Origin of the sequence: Pseudoalteromonas holothuriae (genome assembly GCF_945859825.1) — a bacterium.
Taxonomy (GTDB): domain Bacteria; phylum Pseudomonadota; class Gammaproteobacteria; order Enterobacterales; family Alteromonadaceae; genus Pseudoalteromonas; species Pseudoalteromonas holothuriae.
The window spans coordinates 18,594-34,311 of sequence record NZ_CAMAPC010000015.1; the positions used below are offsets into that span (position 1 = coordinate 18,594).

Consider the following 15,718-nt stretch of genomic DNA (forward strand, 5'->3'; position numbering starts at 1 on the left):
ACTGAGCTGAATAAACGGGTAATATGTCAAATCAATCTTTAAACCTTCTTGAGAAACGTGCTGCGTTATCGCTTGCCAGCGTATTTGCTTTTCGCATGCTTGGGCTTTTTATGCTTATGCCTGTATTGGCCATTTATGGTCAATCACTTGAGCATGTATCGCCAATGTGGATTGGGCTGGCAATTGGGGCTTACGGTTTGACACAGGCCCTACTGCAAATTCCCATGGGGTGGTTATCAGACAAGTTTGGTCGTAAGCCAATCATTGTGGTGGGTTTGCTTATTTTTGCATTTGGTTCAGTGATAGCCGCATTAGCCGATTCTATTTATTGGGTGACGGTTGGTCGAGCATTACAAGGGATGGGTGCCATTGCCAGCGCATTGCTTGCACTGGCTGCTGATTTAAGCCGTGATGAACAGCGGCCCAAAGTAATGGCCGTCATTGGCATGTGTATTGGCTTAAGTTTTGCCTTTGCTATGTTGTTAGGCCCAATGGTTGCGGCCTCATTTGGTATTTCAGGTGTATTTTGGTTGACGGCAATACTTGCACTGTGTGGTATCGGGATCATTCTTTTTGTCGTGCCCAGTGCAGTTAATAAAGCCCCTAAAGGCGATACAATTGCTACGCTTAGCGACATTCGAAAACTGAGCCGCCATCCCCAATTATTACGCTTAGATTTAGGGGTGATGTTATTACATTTGTCGCTAACAACTTTATTTGTGGTATTACCAGGGCAGCTCATTGCCGACGGCTTAAGTGCTGATGTACATTGGAAACTATATATTCCGGTATTATTATTAGCCTTTGTATTGATGGCACCGCTTATGATTATTGCTATTCGTAAGCAAAAAGAGAAACAAACCTTTTTAGCTGCTATCGGCTTACTGATAATAAGTTCATTTAGCTTACTGCTATGGGCTAACTCAGTTATAGGGATTGCGGTTTGTATGCTATTGTATTTTATTGCCTTTAATTTTTTAGAGGCCACTATGCCTGCGTTAGTCTCTCGGATTGCGCCCGCATCACAAAAAGGTTCTGCGATGGGTGTTTTTTCATCGGGGCAATTTTTTGGCGCATTTTTAGGTGGGATATTAGGTGGTTACATTGCACAGTACAGTGAAGTTAATGCAGTGTTTGCGGCGGTGGCCTGTGTTGGGGTAATATGGTTGTTTATTGCATGGCGAATGCAGATCCCACCAAAAAGTAAAATTATTAGTTTAATTACTGAGCTGTCTGACCCACAGCAAGCGGAGGTAGTGGCTGACAAGCTTGTTGCGCTACCGGGTGTGATCGAAGCGATAGTCGTTAGTGAAGAAAATCGCAGCTATCTTAAGATAGATGATAAACAGTTTGATTTAAACCAAGCTAAGCAAGTACTTGGCTTGCATTAATAGTGTGAGGAGAGGGTGCCATGGCACGCGGTGTTAACAAAGTAATTTTAGTAGGTAATCTAGGACAAGATCCTGAAGTGCGCTATATGCCAAATGGCAATGGTGTTGCAAACATCAGTATTGCCACTACAGATAGCTGGAAAGATAAAAACACAGGCCAGTTACAAGAACGCACCGAGTGGCACCGAGTGGTGTTATTTGGCAAATTAGCTGAAGTGGCGGGTGAGTATCTACGTAAAGGCTCACAGGTTTATATTGAAGGCCGTTTGCAGACACGTAAATGGACTGATCAAAGTGGTCAAGAGAAGTATACGACTGAGATTGTTGTCGATATGGGCGGCCAAATGCAAATGCTAGGCGGCCGTGGCGAGCAACAAGGTGGTGGTCAGTATCAAGGTGGTGGTCAGCAACAAAATAACTATGCTCAACAGCAAGGCCAGCAGCAGTACGCAAACCAAGCTCCACAGCAGCAAAGTAGCTCAAACCAAGGTGGTTTTGCACCTAGTCAGCAGCCTGCACAGCAAAGCGCACCACAGCAGCAAGGCAGCTATTCGCCACAGCAGCAGAGTAGTTCAAATCAAGGTGGTTTTGCCCCGCAGCAATCAGGGCAGCAAAGTGCACCTCAACAGCAAGGTGGTTTTGCACCTAAGCCTGCTCAATCGGGTGGCGCGTCAAACCCAATGGAACCGCCAATTGATTTTGATGATGATATTCCGTTCTAGACAAAGACAAAAGTAGAAATGTTGAAAAATAACCTTGAAAGCCGCTAATAAGTGGCTTTTTTTGTGTGGAGGAGCGAGTAATCCTTACAAACTTGCATACTTTGAAAATGCTTAAACCTACCTGAATCAATCCGCCGATACAACCTCGCTTCTGCGCTGTTATCAGCCTTCTTTTACGAATAACCCCAAGTAGAATGATCTTCTATGCTGTTGGCAGTATACATTTCAAGCTTAGTACTTTTCTCTTCAAGTTATTTTAGCAGCTTAATGTCTGAAGTTTCCATATCACTATGCATTGCTTTTAAGTTATAAAGCCATTTGGTTAATTAACTCAAGTTGTAAGTTTTTTGGTATGGTATTTGATTACGCTATAGTGATACCCCGCCGCTTTAATTGCCACACTACATTGCCCTATAACTTGAGTTTTAGCCACACGTGTACAACACTTAAGCAATGTTGTTAGAGCCAAATGGCAAAGGTGTGACTCAAGGTGCAGTTTAAGTTCAAGCCAAACCACTGGTATATGGTCGCAGTGGCGCTGGTTGTGGTGCTCATTTTAAATATGCTGTTGTTGCATTTACTGCATTTACAGATACACCAGCGTGGCGAAGCGGTTGTGCAAAGGGTGGCAAAACTACCGGAGGACTTAAGGACGCAAAAGAATATTACCGCAATTGCACAGCAATACAAATTTGAATATATTCCTAACGGGCAAGCTATGCCTGATGACGCAACGCGTTTTTCATCGACAGGTTTATCTTTAGCCCTATCACACCCACAGCCTTATAAAAAGCATGCTTATATTGTTATATTTTTTAATATTTTATTTGTTGGTTTATTAGCATTTTTTTACCGTTGGTGGCAGGTATATCGAGTCAGGCCAAAACGCTTTTTGCCCGATAATAGTGTTAATATGGAAGAAAGCTCTGCCCTAAGCGCTGTGGACCCCAGATCTGTAGATAATAGTTTGTTTAAGGTTTTTTTGTTGATCCGTTGGACTATGAAGTTAGACAATACACTGGATGAAAAAAACCACTTTGCTGTGGCCATACATAAGCAGCTACCTAATACCATGAAGTGCTCAGTAAAATACCTGAACTCTGGCGCATTAGCGGTCACATTTGAGCAAGTTGCTTGGGGGGATGTCATTGAGCTTGGCAAAAAGCTTCATGAGATTATGTTTCGTATTTTGCGCTCATTACGTGCTGATCTTTCACGTAGTCAAGTTAAAGTAGGGGGGTGCTTCTATCAATATGAAGCTGAGCAAGCAAATGTTTATCAGTTAGCTCGGGCTGCATTAGAGATTGCCAATAATAATGTATGGCAGCATACCCATATGATGCCTCTTGATAAAACACACGCAAATGCAATGCAAAGCAGCGAAGATGACTTTATTCGATGTATTGACAATGGGCAGTTTGTATTATTCTTTCAACCATTATTTGGTTTTGAACAGCAAGATATTATCCAAAGCGAAGTTTTGCTGAGGGTGCGTCATGCTCAGTTAGGGTTAATTGCCGCCAAGCAGTTTATTCCTCAGCTGCATAGTAGAAATAACTTGGAAACTTTAGATAAAAAGATTATTCAACAAGCTATCACTATCTTGACAAAAGAGCCTCAAAAATCGAATGTGAGTATCAATATTCATATTGAGAATTGGTTGGACATTGATTTTATCCATTGGCTTACAGCTGTCGTACGAGAGGCCAGTGAAGATAAAAAACTCATGTTTGAATTGTCAGCAGATGAGTTTTATAAATATCATCAACAAATTAACGCACAACAGCTCTTTTTTACAGGGGTGAATATTGCGTTGATCATTGACCATGTTGAATCACCATTAATGGTCAACACTTTACGTGAAAACCAATTAATATCAGGCATAAAGTTAGGTTACGGCTTGGTCCATAAAGTACAGCACAGTTCGCAACAGCAAAAAACAATAAAGCAAATCGTATATCAAGCAAAGCGTTTAAATATTCCGGTTTATGCTGTCGGTGTAGAAACACAACTTGAACTTGATTGCTTGAAATCACTGGGTGTTCATGGCGCACAAGGGTACTATTTTGCAGAGTTGCTACAGCAGCTTGAGTTAGTTCGTTATTAATTGCCGATAACGTAAGCCATCTAAACCTTGCAACCCTCCTGTATGTATGGCTGTGATATGGCTACCAGGAGCGAAAAAATCTTGTTCTAATAATTGCCATAAAGCATAAAACAGCTTGCCCGTGTAAATAGGCTCTAAAGGGAGTTTACAATCTTTTTTCATCATTTTGCAGAACTGCCAAAGCGCAGTTGAAAATTTGCCATATCCACCATCATGAAAATCACACATGAGTTGCCAGTTTGATTTTTGTTTAGCTTTTGGTGCCAAACGAATAATTTCGTCAATTAAATATTCAGCTTGCTTTAACACTGCAATGCCAATAACAGAGGTCGTTCCTGAGCTGGCATTGATTAAACCTGCAAGCGTCCCGCCGCTGCCTGTCGCGCACATGACGTAGTCACTTTTTGGTAAGCTATTTGCCAATTCTTGAACACCGACTAATGCCTGTTGATTGCTCCCCCCTTCTGGAATTATGTGACAATGTGCAAAGCGTTGTTGTAACTCCATTAGGTAATCATCATTATGTCGCAATCGATAAGTTGCCCTATCAACCATATGTATTTTGACTCCACAGGCACGTGCCATGCGAATTGTTGGATTATGGATATCTAGATGCGGCCCTCTGACTATAGCATGGCCTTCTAATGCAAATAATTTACACGCCATACTGGCTGCATATAAATGATTCGAAAAAGGCCCTGAAAAGGTTACAAATGCTGACTTGTTTTGCTGTTTCATGGCAATGAGGTTGTATTTTAGCTTTCGCCATTTGTTACCTGCAATATGAGGGTGCAATAGGTCATCTCTTTTGACTTTTAGTATCACTTGCTTTTGTGCTAGCAGTGGGTGTTCAATTATCTGTATCGGAGACTCTGGAAAGTCAAATTTTTTAAAACTCATCCTATTTTCTGATTTATGTGAGTATAGAAGATTAATTCTAACAGCTATCTGTGAAAATATGTCTAGATTACTAGCAAGGTTGTAGTTAATAGTTGTAAACTCAGATATTAATGGCACAAAGCTTGTGTTTTGCTTTGTAAGTACATAGCATAAAGAACTAACTATAAAAAACAACAAAGACCAAATAATTGCCGCGTTTTTGGGAATGGAATATATGCGAATAGCTCCTTTATCTTTTTTTGTCTCTGCCACATTAATGGCTGCCTGTGCGACATTCAACGTAACGGCGCAAGACACAGTCACGGTGAATGCCATTGAATCAGAACTTTCGGTTAAACAAACTGAATTAGATAACTACACGCAGATATTAGACAAACACCTTAGTGAAGAAACGCGTTTACAAGCGCAATTAGATTTATTGAGAACACGTTCTTCAGACTTGGATAAAGAGAAAAATCAAGCTCTCGATGCGATGAATGATTTATATCGCCGTTTAATAGATGACCCGTCTCTTGATATTTCTAAAGCGCAAACGCGTTATAAAGAATCAGTTGTTGATCATAAGAAAAACAAAGATGATATTACGATGCAGCTTGCGGCGATAGCTTCACATCGTAAAGATATAGAACAAATTCGTGTTACTAAGCATACTTTGGTTAACACATTAGAAAGTTTAAAAGATCAACTAAGTACTGCGCGCGTGGAGCGTTTGCGTAACGAGTTTACACGAGAGGGTACGTTAGAGGTTGATCATACTATTAACTGTAAACGCACTGAAACCTTGGCTGCATGTGAGCAGCGAGGCCAACAAATGGCATTACAAAAATCCACCAAGCGCTTTGTTGATCAGTTGTTTGCAAATTTAACAGAGCAGCGTCTTGTTGAACCAAAGCGAAACTTAGCTGGTGCTCAAGTACAAGTATTAAACAGCCATGTTGTTAGTAGTGCTTTTAGCGGGCAGGGCAATTACAGTGTTAACCTGAGTGTGAGCATGCGAGGCGATGTGAATAATAGTCGATTATGCAGCTTAATCAGCGTTGATAATCGTTTTTGTGCAGAGTACGGTACACCTATGGCTGGAAGCGTGGGTGCTTATCAAGCCAATTACCCCACGGTGTATAGTGACAGTCAATTAAGTTTTTCTGAACAAGCAGCAACATCAAATAATGTGCAAGTCGGCAGAATTAATCCTCCTGCAGCTATTGAAGTAATACACTCAAGTTCATCGAATCAGCCAGCGAAGAAAACCCCAGTAATGGTTCCCGTAACACTGCGCTCTAATGTGCATGACGACGAAGTTTTTATCAACGGGGTTAGTTATGGTTCAACTAAGTTATCAGTGAACATCCCATCTGGCACATATGATATTGAAGTTCGTAAACTCGGCTACAAGCCATATAAGAAACGTGTGACTATTCGCAAAGCACAAACAATCAATGCTAGGCTTGTAAAAAAGCCTGAGTCGATTGCTGTACCGACACCCAAAAGAGAGCAAAGCAACACAAAAGCATCACCAACTATTGTATCTCAGACCCCAAAAAATCAAATTGTGATTGTACCAGCAGGTACATTTAAAATGGGTGATTTAGTTGGTAACGGGCTAGCAAATGAGCGTCCAGTTATTGAGAAGGTGCTTAGTAACTCCTATGGTATGCAAAGCACAGAAGTCACGGTTGGTGAGTTTCGCCGGTTTATTGAAAATACGAGTTATCAAACTGCAGCTGAAAAAGGTCGTGGCTGCGCATACTATAAAGATGGTGAACCAGTTTGGGATCTAGATTATAGCTGGAAAGCTCCAGGCTATGAGCAAGCTGAAAGCTTCCCTGTTGTTTGTGTGTCTTATGATGATGCCAAAGCTTATGCAAACTGGCTATCCGCAGAACAAGGTGAGCAATTTCGTTTACCCAATGAAGTTGAGTGGGAATACGCGGCACGAGCGGGCACAACGTCTGAATACCCTTGGGGTAATGAAATCGGTAAAAGCCTAGCGAACTGTGGTTGGTGTGGTAGTGCATGGTCAAATAAAAGCGCATCGCCCGTTGGAGAGTTTTCTCCAAACCATTACGGGCTCTATGACACCGTAGGCAATGTTTGGGAATGGACTCAAAAACGTGCTTCTCAAAGCGGTGTAACAGTACGTGGTGGCGCTTGGAATTTTGCACCAAGTTTAGCTCGTGTGTCTACTCGTTTAGAGTTAGCAACCGACTTTCGAGCAAATTATATCGGCTTTCGTTTAGTACGAGAGCGATAGAACAATATAACGATGGGTGATGCATTGCATCACTTAATTTAAGGTATTTCTTTAAGGTTACCCAGCCTCATGTTTAAAAAATTACGCGGATTATTTTCCAACGACCTATCAATTGACTTAGGTACAGCTAACACTCTTATTTATGTGAAAGAAGAGGGCATTGTTTTAAATGAACCTTCGGTTGTTGCTATTAGACAAGAACGAGCAGGCGGTCCTAAAAGTGTCGCTTCTGTAGGTACGGCAGCAAAACAAATGTTGGGTCGTACCCCTGGCAATATTAAAGCAATAAGACCGATGAAAGATGGTGTGATTGCTGACTTTTATGTAACAGAGAAAATGTTACAACACTTTATTAAACAAGTGCATAATAATAACTTTATGCGACCTAGTCCGCGTGTATTAATTTGTGTGCCTTGTGGTGCAACTCAAGTTGAAAAACGTGCAATAAGAGAGTCCGCAATGGGGGCTGGTGCACGCGAAGTTTACTTAATTGAAGAGCCTATGGCTGCTGCGATTGGTGCAGGATTACCTGTTTCTGAAGCAACGGGCTCAATGGTCGTTGATATTGGTGGTGGTACCACTGAAGTCGCTATTATTTCTTTAAATGGTGTAGTTTACTCGTCATCAGTACGTATTGGCGGTGATAAGTTTGACGAAGCAATAATCAATTATGTGCGCCGTAATTTCGGTAGCTTAATTGGAGAAGCGACTGCTGAGCACATTAAACATGAAATTGGATCCGCATTTAAAAGTGATGAGCCCATTTCGATTGAAGTGCGAGGTCGCAACTTGGCCGAAGGTGTTCCACGCTCGTTTACACTTAATTCCCATGAAATACTAGAAGCTTTACAAGAGCCATTAATGGGGATTGTAAGTGCGGTTATGGTTGCATTGGAGCAGTCACCACCTGAACTGGCGTCAGATATTTCTGCTCATGGTATGGTACTAACGGGTGGTGGTGCGCTATTAAAGGATATAGATAGACTGCTTATGGAAGAAACCGGTATTCCAGTCGTGGTTGCAGATGACCCGCTAACTTGTGTTGCTCGTGGTGGCGGTAAAGCGTTAGAGATGATAGACATGCACGGCGGCGATGTATTTAGTTACGATTAATGAACCTTTTATTTGGCCGCACGATCTCTTTGCAGCTGCGACTCACCGTCGCAGTGATGCTGAGTATTATACTTATTGTTGGTGATCGTTTTACACACGGTGGCACTTTGATAAGGACTAGTTTGCACACCGCTGTTAGTCCTTTGTTGTATTTAGCGAGTATGCCTTATGAAGCATTTAATAGTGGCGCGAGAAGTTTGCAAACTCGCGAACAGTTAAGTGAAGAAAATAGTGCACTTAAACATCAACAGTTATTACAAAGTGAGCAGTTACAGCAACTACAGTTTTTGCAAAGTGAAAACCAAAAACTAAGAGCTCTTTTGAGTGCCTCTGCAAGAGAGAAAAAGACTCGAAAAATAGCACAAGTTTTATCTGTTCATTCTAATCCTTATAGTCATCAAGTTGTAGTTAATCGAGGTACGATCGATGGCGTAACCGAAAGTCAACCTGTTATAGATGAAATGGGCTTAGTTGGGCAGTTGACTCAAGTAGGCACAACTACCTCTCGGGTGTTGTTGATGACAGATATAACACATGCGACTCCAGTGAGAATTTTACGTAATGACGTACGAACTGTGGTTGAAGGTATTGGTAAAATTAATAAGCTAAAACTATCACATGTGCCCCATAGCTTGGATGTTCGTATTGGTGATGTGTTGGTGACATCAGGGCTGGGAGGTGTTTTTCCTGAAGGTTACCCAGTTGCTGTGGTTACTGAGTTGCACCGTGATGAAGGCCTGCCCTTTGCACAAGTATATGCAGAGCCAATTGCGCAACTGGATCGTATTCGTTTATTGTTGATCTTAGGGCGAACCGTACAAGAGAGCTTAGACAATGATTAAGCGCTACTATTTTCTCATTGCTTTTAGTGTTTTTTTAGCCTTAGTAATGGCTTTAATGCCATTGCCCATCTCTGCGGAGCCTTTTCGCCCTGACTGGGTGTTGTTGGTACTAATGTATTGGTCTTTGGCCGTACCACATCGAGTCAATATTGGTTGGGCATGGGTTGCTGGTTTATTAATGGACTTAGCAATTGGTGCACCACTTGGCGTTAATTCATTAACCTACTCAATTTGTATTTACATCACGGTAAGTAATTTTCAAAAAATACGAAATTTTTCAATCTGGCAGCAAGCTATTTTGATAGGGTTATTCTTAACTTTATATCATTTACTGTTGTTTTGGTTAAATCACTTTTTACTCGACGTGTATTTTAGCCCTCATTACTTGTGGCCAGCTTTGACTGGTATGTTATGTTGGCCGTGGATCTTTTTATTATTACGTAAATACCGTCGCCAATTTAGGATACGTTAATGGCCCCACATTTGTATTTGGCGTCAGCTTCCCCTCGGCGCAAACAACTCCTCAGTCAACTTGGATATGAGTTTATTCAATTTGCTGTAGATGCAGACGAAACGCAATTGGATAATGAACCACCGCTGGAGTATGTTGAGCGTTTAGCACGGTTGAAAGCGCAATCAGCAGTCGCCAAAGGCTATACTGATAAACCGGTACTGGGCAGTGATACGGTGGTGGTCATTGATGGTATTGCTTTAGGTAAACCAATAGACCAACAAGATTTTATGCGAACTATGGCACGTTTATCTGGACGTACTCATCAAGTTTATACTGCAATAGCGATGGCTGATCCAGCTAAAACTTTAAGCACCGTAGTATGCACCGATGTCACCTTTAAAACGCTGACAGAGCAAGAAATGCAGCAATACTGGCACACTGGTGAGCCATTAGATAAAGCTGGTGGTTATGGTATTCAAGGGGTAGGTGGTAAGTTTGTTACTCAACTATCAGGTAGCTACTTTGCAGTAATGGGTTTACCCTTATATGAAACCGAACAATTAATCCAAAAATTTACCGAAGGCTATTATGAGCAGTGAATTACTAATTAATGTGACACCAAGTGAAAGTCGGGTAGCACTGATTGAAAATGGTGTGCTGCAAGAAGTGCAAGTAGAGCGTATTGGTAATCTTGGTATTGTTGGTAATATTTATTTAGGCAAAGTGAGTCGTGTTTTACCTGGTATGCAGGCAGCTTTTGTTGATATTGGCTTAGATAAGGCCGCATTTTTGCATGCCTCAGATATTGTTAATAGTGCTTCTTTTGAAGAAGGTGTGGACGAGCAACCAGTAAAAAAAGTACAAGATATCAGAGAGCTAGTTAAGCAGGGCCAGTATATTATGGTGCAAGTGGTCAAAGACCCTCTTGGCACTAAAGGTGCGCGCTTAACAACAGATATCACGATTCCTTCTCGTTATTTAGTTTTTATGCCCGATGCTACGCACGTAGGGGTAAGTCAACGGATTGAAACTGAACAGGAACGAGCACGACTTAAAGAAATTGTTTCACAATATAATGATGAAAATGGTGGTTTTATTGTTCGCACTGCAGCGGAAGGTGCCATTGAGGCTGAATTACAGCATGACGCTGAATTTTTAAAAAAATTGTGGCAAAAAATAGTTAGTCGCCGCAAAAAAACCAGTAAAGCAGCTATTTTACATGAGGATCTAACGCTTGCGTTTCGCACACTCAGAGATTATGTCGGTGAAGATATGGAGCGCATTCGAGTCGACTCTAAGCTGACTTATCAAGAGCTGAAATCTTTTACTGAAGAATTTGTGCCTCTACTGGGAAGGACGTTGGAGTATTATCCTGGTGAACGACCTATATTTGATTTGTTTGATGTCGAGACTGAAATACAAAAAGCACTACATAGAAAAGTTGAATTAAAATCAGGTGGTTATTTAATCATAGATCAAACTGAGGCAATGACCACAGTAGATGTTAATACAGGTGCCTTTGTTGGGCATCGTAATCTTGAAGAGACAATTTTTAATACCAATGTAGAGGCAACCTCTGCGATAGCACGACAATTACGGTTACGCAATCTAGGTGGTATCATCATTATTGATTTTATCGACATGATTTCGGATGAACATAAACGCCGCGTGCTACATTCATTAGAAACAGCACTGGCCAAAGACAGGGCTAAAGCTAACATTAATGGCTTATCGGCATTGGGTTTGGTAGAAATGACGCGTAAACGTACAAGAGAAAGCCTAGAGCATATCTTGTGTGGGGTATGTCCTGCTTGTGCAGGAAGAGGCTCATTAAAAACGGTAGAAACCGTTTGCTATGAAATTTTACGAGAGATCGTGAGGGTGAATCGCGCATATGATGCAGATAAGTTCATGGTCTATGCATCACCTGCAGTGAGTGAAGCTTTAATCAATGATGAATATCATAATCTTGCAGAATTGGAACTCTTTATCGGAAAACAGGTCAGTATTCAAACAGAGAGCTTATATAGCCAAGAACAGTTTGACGTCGTAATGATGTAAGGTGACGTAACGTCCAATGCAAGTTAAAACTTTTTGTTTCTTTTGTATTCGTAAAGTGTGGCAGGTGTTCGCAATTACCCTTGTAACACTTGCTGTGCTTGTTTCCGTTGTTAAGTATAGCTTGCCGTATGCAAATGATTATCGTGAAAATATTGAAGATATTATTCATCAACAATTTGGTGTTAGCTTAAGTTTAGGTGCTATTAGTGCTAGCTGGGAAAGTAATGGCCCAGCTTTGGTGCTAGAAAATCTAACCTTTGTTGATAACGAAAGCTCACCTATTGCGCTGTCAATCACCCGCACGAGTTTACAACTCAATGTACTTGAGTCATTTAAAAACTGGCAGATCCGCTCAAATTACTTTGTATTGGATGGCTTTTCTGCACAAGTCGATTTAACAGAGTTTGACCGAGTAAATGATTCTGATAACACTGTCTTTGAACAGCAATCCCTTATTGAAAGCCTATTTTTAGGTGATACTGGTCACTTTTCAATTCAGTCTAGCCAACTAAATTTGCGTACTCAAAGTGGTTTTGTACATACTTTATTATTAAATGATATTACTTGGCAAAATAGTCCAAACAGTCATAAAGGTGAAGGTGAAGTTGCAATTCCAGGGTTACAACAAGGGCGATTCTCTGCGCGCTTGGCGTTAACAGGGAACTCTTTAAGAGACTTAGCTGGACAGGTGTATTTAGAGGCGAAAAATGTTGATATCGCTGAATGGTTAACAGAGCAAGTACCAACTCAGGAAAAACATATAACAACTGAGTTAAATGGCGAACTTTGGCTAATGCTTGATGCTGGAAAAGTACAGGTACTTACGTTGAATACGCTACCTAGCAAAGTGCAATGGTCAGAGGCTGATTCAGCACACGAACTCATACTTGAGCAAGGGCAGTTGCAGCTGCAGCCAGCGAAACAGCAATGGCAGCTGCGCAGTTCAGAGCTGCTATTTAGTTTTGATGGAAAATCTTTTATTCCCGCCAAACTTGAGGGAACATTTGCAGAAAATAATAAACGAATTTGGTTTGAAGATATTAGTGTTGGACTGGTAGCGCAGTTAGCACAATTGATGCAAATTGACGGTATTGAAGCGCTAGCCAATGTTAATGCGACAGGTGTACTAGAGGGACGAGTAAGTTGGCAACCGCAAGCAACTCCTGAAGTTTGGTTAAGTATGAACAATTTAAGCTGGTCTTCGTTCAATGGAATTCCAGGTATAAATGATGCCAGAATTGAATTGATGTGGAGCAATGGTGACGCGACATTAAGCTTTTTTAATGAGCATTCGCAATTAGCCACACCAGATATGTTCAGAAAGCCACTTGCTTATGAGCAGATTAATGCTGAGTTACAAATTTATCAGCATGATGATGTATGGCACATTAGCAGTGATTCTTTATGGTTCAATAGCCCCAACTTAACCGCTGCCGCAGAAATGCACTTAACCTTAAATGAGACTGCGCAATTAGATTTATATGCAGAAGTGTTCGGTGGTGATGCGCAAACTGCAGGTGATTATTACCCCCAGTCTGTTATGTCTGAAAGTTTAATTGAGTATCTTAATCGTGGCATTATTGCCGGTCAGCACATGAGTAGCCAAGTATTATTGTCAGGCTCGTTAGCAGAGTTTCCTTTTGAGCAAGGAAATGGGCACTTTGAGGTGCTTTCACGTATTAACCAAGCAGATTTCTTATTTGCACCTGATTGGCCAGCAATAACCAATGCTGATGTTACACTACACTTTGCTAATGAACGGATGGATATTTTTGCTAACAGCGGCAAACTTATTAATCAGCAATTAACTAGTCCAGTGGTGGTTAGCTTACCAAACCTCAATCATGCCGATAACCTCTACGTGGCAATTGATCACATGACGGACGCACAAACCTTGTTACCATTTTTTGCAGCTACGCCGCTTAAAGAGCCACTGGTGGATATTTTTAAGATAGTTCAGGGGTCAGGAGAGGTAATTGGTAAGGTCAATTTAGATATTGATTTGCATACGCTCGATGTCAATGCTACAGGAGAAGTTGACCTCAATAATGCAGATATCTTTTTAGCGCAGCCAGGAATGACTTTGTCGGGTGTAAGAGGAACATTACGCTTTGATGATGACCGTATTGAGCTTCAGCACAGCTTTGCCAGTTGGTTGGATATGCCAGTGCAGTTTAGTGTCTCAGCTGACGGGGATAATCGTTTGTATGAGGTTCATGTTGATGCAAGCTTATCAGCGCAGGCTGATAAGCTTGTACCTTACTCATTGGGCCTGATGGATGGATTTGTTGAAGGTAATAGCCAATTTAATACCCAAGTTAAATTACAGTTTGCGGAACAAGGTTTTAATTATAATGCTCAGTTTGATACAAACTTACAGGGTGTTATTAGCCATTTTCCAAGTCCTTATCAAAAAAATAGAGAGAAGGAATGGCAGCTAAGTGGTCAAGTGAAAGGTGATGATATTTCTAATTTAATCACTGCTAATTTAGCTGACAGACTCTTTTTTAATGGTATTTTGGATAATTCGACAGGGCGATTAAGTCAGGCGCAATTAAGTGTTGGACGGCAAAATCGGGGGCTTGTTGGCAGTGGTTTTCATGTATCCATTTTACAAGATGATTTAGTATTAGATCCATGGCTAACATTTATTGAGCGCTTAATTGAGCTGCCAAGTAATAATAATGATGAAGGGGAGGGAGTGTTACCTAAGCTTGAGATGATAACGGGTCACTTTGGCTCTGCTCAAATTGCCGATATACCGTTTACTGATCTTGAAATGCGGCTTTTTCCAAGTGCCGATGGCATGACCATGCGTCTAAATGCTAAGGAACTTCGTGCCACTGTTTTGTTACCAGAAAATGACTCTAGTCGCCCAATTCAAATAGATAGTGACTATTTACGTATCAATACACATAAGCAGCAAAGCGAAGCTGAACCAAAGCCAAATACCTCACTTGATTGGCTAACACGTACTCCTGCGATAGAATTTAACTGTAGTGACTGTAAAGTGAATAGTTACCAACTTGATAAAGTCAATATATCACTATTTGGCGATGGTAAGCAGCTTACATTAACAGAGCTAGTGATAGATAAAGATGATCATGTGCTGCGAGGACAAGGTCGTTGGTTTGAGGGGCACAGTTATTTTGATGGTATATTAAATAGTAAAGATATTGGAGAGCTGTTTGATGAATTTGATTTGACTTCCACCATAAAAGACTCGCGTTCTAATATTGCTTATCAGCTAAATTGGCAAGGCGCTCCATACGATTTTGATGTTGCAAGTCTAGCTGGAGAGATAAACTGGGAGCTAGGGGAAGGACATTTAACTGAAGTAAGCGACCAAGGTGCACGTGTATTTTCATTACTTAGTTTGGACTCTTTAATTAGAAAGTTAAAACTAGACTTCAGAGACGTATTTTCAAAAGGTTTTTTTTACAATCAAATGAAAGGCAGTGTTCAGCTCGATAAAGGCATTGCTTATACAAAAGACACTAAGCTTGATGGTGTGCCTGCAGATTTAAGCATACAAGGTTATGCAAACCTCAATACGCAAGAGATCAATTATGACTTAGCCGTTGCGCCACAGGTTACTTCAAGTATTCCTGTGATTGTGGCTTGGATGGTTAACCCCGTATCTGGGCTAGCAGCACTTGCGTTAGATAAAGTCATTCATTCAGCCAGAGTGATTTCTGAAATTAAGTTTAAAGTGACAGGCACTATGAGTGAGCCAATTGTCAAAGAAGTTGATCGTAAAAGTCGAGAAGTAGAGATCCCTCAGGCTGCACAAAATCAGCCTCCTGTATCTGATGAGCCACTTTCCTCTCCCCCTGAAGATAACAATACGAGTGAGACTGCATCAGCTTCTTGAACA

11 protein-coding genes are annotated in these 15,718 nt (G+C 41.1%); 10 read left to right on the forward strand and 1 reads right to left on the reverse strand.

The window, feature by feature from the left end:
• The first annotated feature begins 23 nt into the window (after nucleotides 1-23).
• The 3 genes from OCI93_RS15795 (at nucleotide 24) to OCI93_RS15805 (ending at nucleotide 4,220) form a co-directional block, all read left to right on the forward strand.
• Nucleotides 24-1,391 (forward strand): MFS transporter, encoded by a 1,368-nt coding sequence (locus tag OCI93_RS15795; protein WP_261594590.1) that lies wholly within the window; start codon nucleotides 24-26, stop codon nucleotides 1,389-1,391.
• A 20-nt stretch (nucleotides 1,392-1,411) separates the two neighbouring features.
• Entirely contained in the window at nucleotides 1,412-2,113 is a 702-nt protein-coding gene (gene ssb / locus OCI93_RS15800) for a single-stranded DNA-binding protein (RefSeq protein WP_261594589.1), read from the forward strand.
• A 490-nt stretch (nucleotides 2,114-2,603) separates the two neighbouring features.
• Nucleotides 2,604-4,220: an EAL domain-containing protein gene (locus OCI93_RS15805; RefSeq protein WP_261594588.1), complete on the forward strand. Its 1,617-nt coding sequence runs from the start codon at nucleotides 2,604-2,606 to the stop codon at nucleotides 4,218-4,220.
• Here the strand turns inward: OCI93_RS15805 and OCI93_RS15810 are convergent.
• On the reverse strand, nucleotides 4,206-5,120 hold the full coding sequence (locus OCI93_RS15810) for a 1-aminocyclopropane-1-carboxylate deaminase/D-cysteine desulfhydrase (RefSeq protein ID WP_261626807.1): 915 nt from the start codon (nucleotides 5,118-5,120) through the stop codon (nucleotides 4,206-4,208). The two genes, OCI93_RS15805 and OCI93_RS15810, sit on opposite strands and share 15 nt — an antisense overlap.
• A 214-nt stretch (nucleotides 5,121-5,334) precedes the next feature.
• Here OCI93_RS15810 and OCI93_RS15815 point away from each other — a divergent pair, with 214 nt between their 5' ends.
• The 7 genes from OCI93_RS15815 (at nucleotide 5,335) to OCI93_RS15845 (ending at nucleotide 15,715) form a co-directional block, all read left to right on the forward strand.
• Nucleotides 5,335-7,371 carry an SUMF1/EgtB/PvdO family nonheme iron enzyme gene (locus tag OCI93_RS15815; RefSeq protein ID WP_261626808.1) on the forward strand — a complete coding sequence of 679 codons (2,037 nt, stop codon included), beginning with the start codon at nucleotides 5,335-5,337 and terminating at the stop codon, nucleotides 7,369-7,371.
• A 69-nt stretch (nucleotides 7,372-7,440) separates the two neighbouring features.
• Nucleotides 7,441-8,484: a rod shape-determining protein gene (locus OCI93_RS15820; RefSeq protein ID WP_261594585.1), complete on the forward strand. Its 1,044-nt coding sequence runs from the start codon at nucleotides 7,441-7,443 to the stop codon at nucleotides 8,482-8,484.
• The gene (mreC, locus tag OCI93_RS15825; protein WP_261594584.1) at nucleotides 8,484-9,326 is read left to right on the forward strand and encodes a rod shape-determining protein MreC; all 843 of its coding nucleotides are present in this window, start codon (nucleotides 8,484-8,486) and stop codon (nucleotides 9,324-9,326) included. The genes OCI93_RS15820 and mreC overlap by 1 nt, the downstream gene beginning before the upstream one ends.
• Complete coding sequence (gene mreD, locus OCI93_RS15830; RefSeq protein ID WP_261594583.1) at nucleotides 9,319-9,798, forward strand: rod shape-determining protein MreD; 480 nt, start codon at nucleotides 9,319-9,321, stop codon at nucleotides 9,796-9,798. The genes mreC and mreD overlap by 8 nt, the downstream gene beginning before the upstream one ends.
• On the forward strand, nucleotides 9,798-10,379 hold the full coding sequence (locus tag OCI93_RS15835; RefSeq protein ID WP_261626809.1) for a Maf family protein: 582 nt from the start codon (nucleotides 9,798-9,800) through the stop codon (nucleotides 10,377-10,379). Before mreD ends, OCI93_RS15835 begins: the two co-directional genes overlap by 1 nt.
• Nucleotides 10,369-11,841, forward strand: a complete 1,473-nt coding sequence (gene rng / locus OCI93_RS15840) for a ribonuclease G (protein ID WP_261594581.1) — start codon at nucleotides 10,369-10,371, stop codon at nucleotides 11,839-11,841. Before OCI93_RS15835 ends, rng begins: the two co-directional genes overlap by 11 nt.
• Nucleotides 11,842-11,857: 16 nt before the next feature.
• Nucleotides 11,858-15,715 (forward strand): YhdP family protein, encoded by a 3,858-nt coding sequence (locus tag OCI93_RS15845; protein WP_261626810.1) that lies wholly within the window; start codon nucleotides 11,858-11,860, stop codon nucleotides 15,713-15,715.
• Nucleotides 15,716-15,718: the final 3 nt, after the last annotated feature.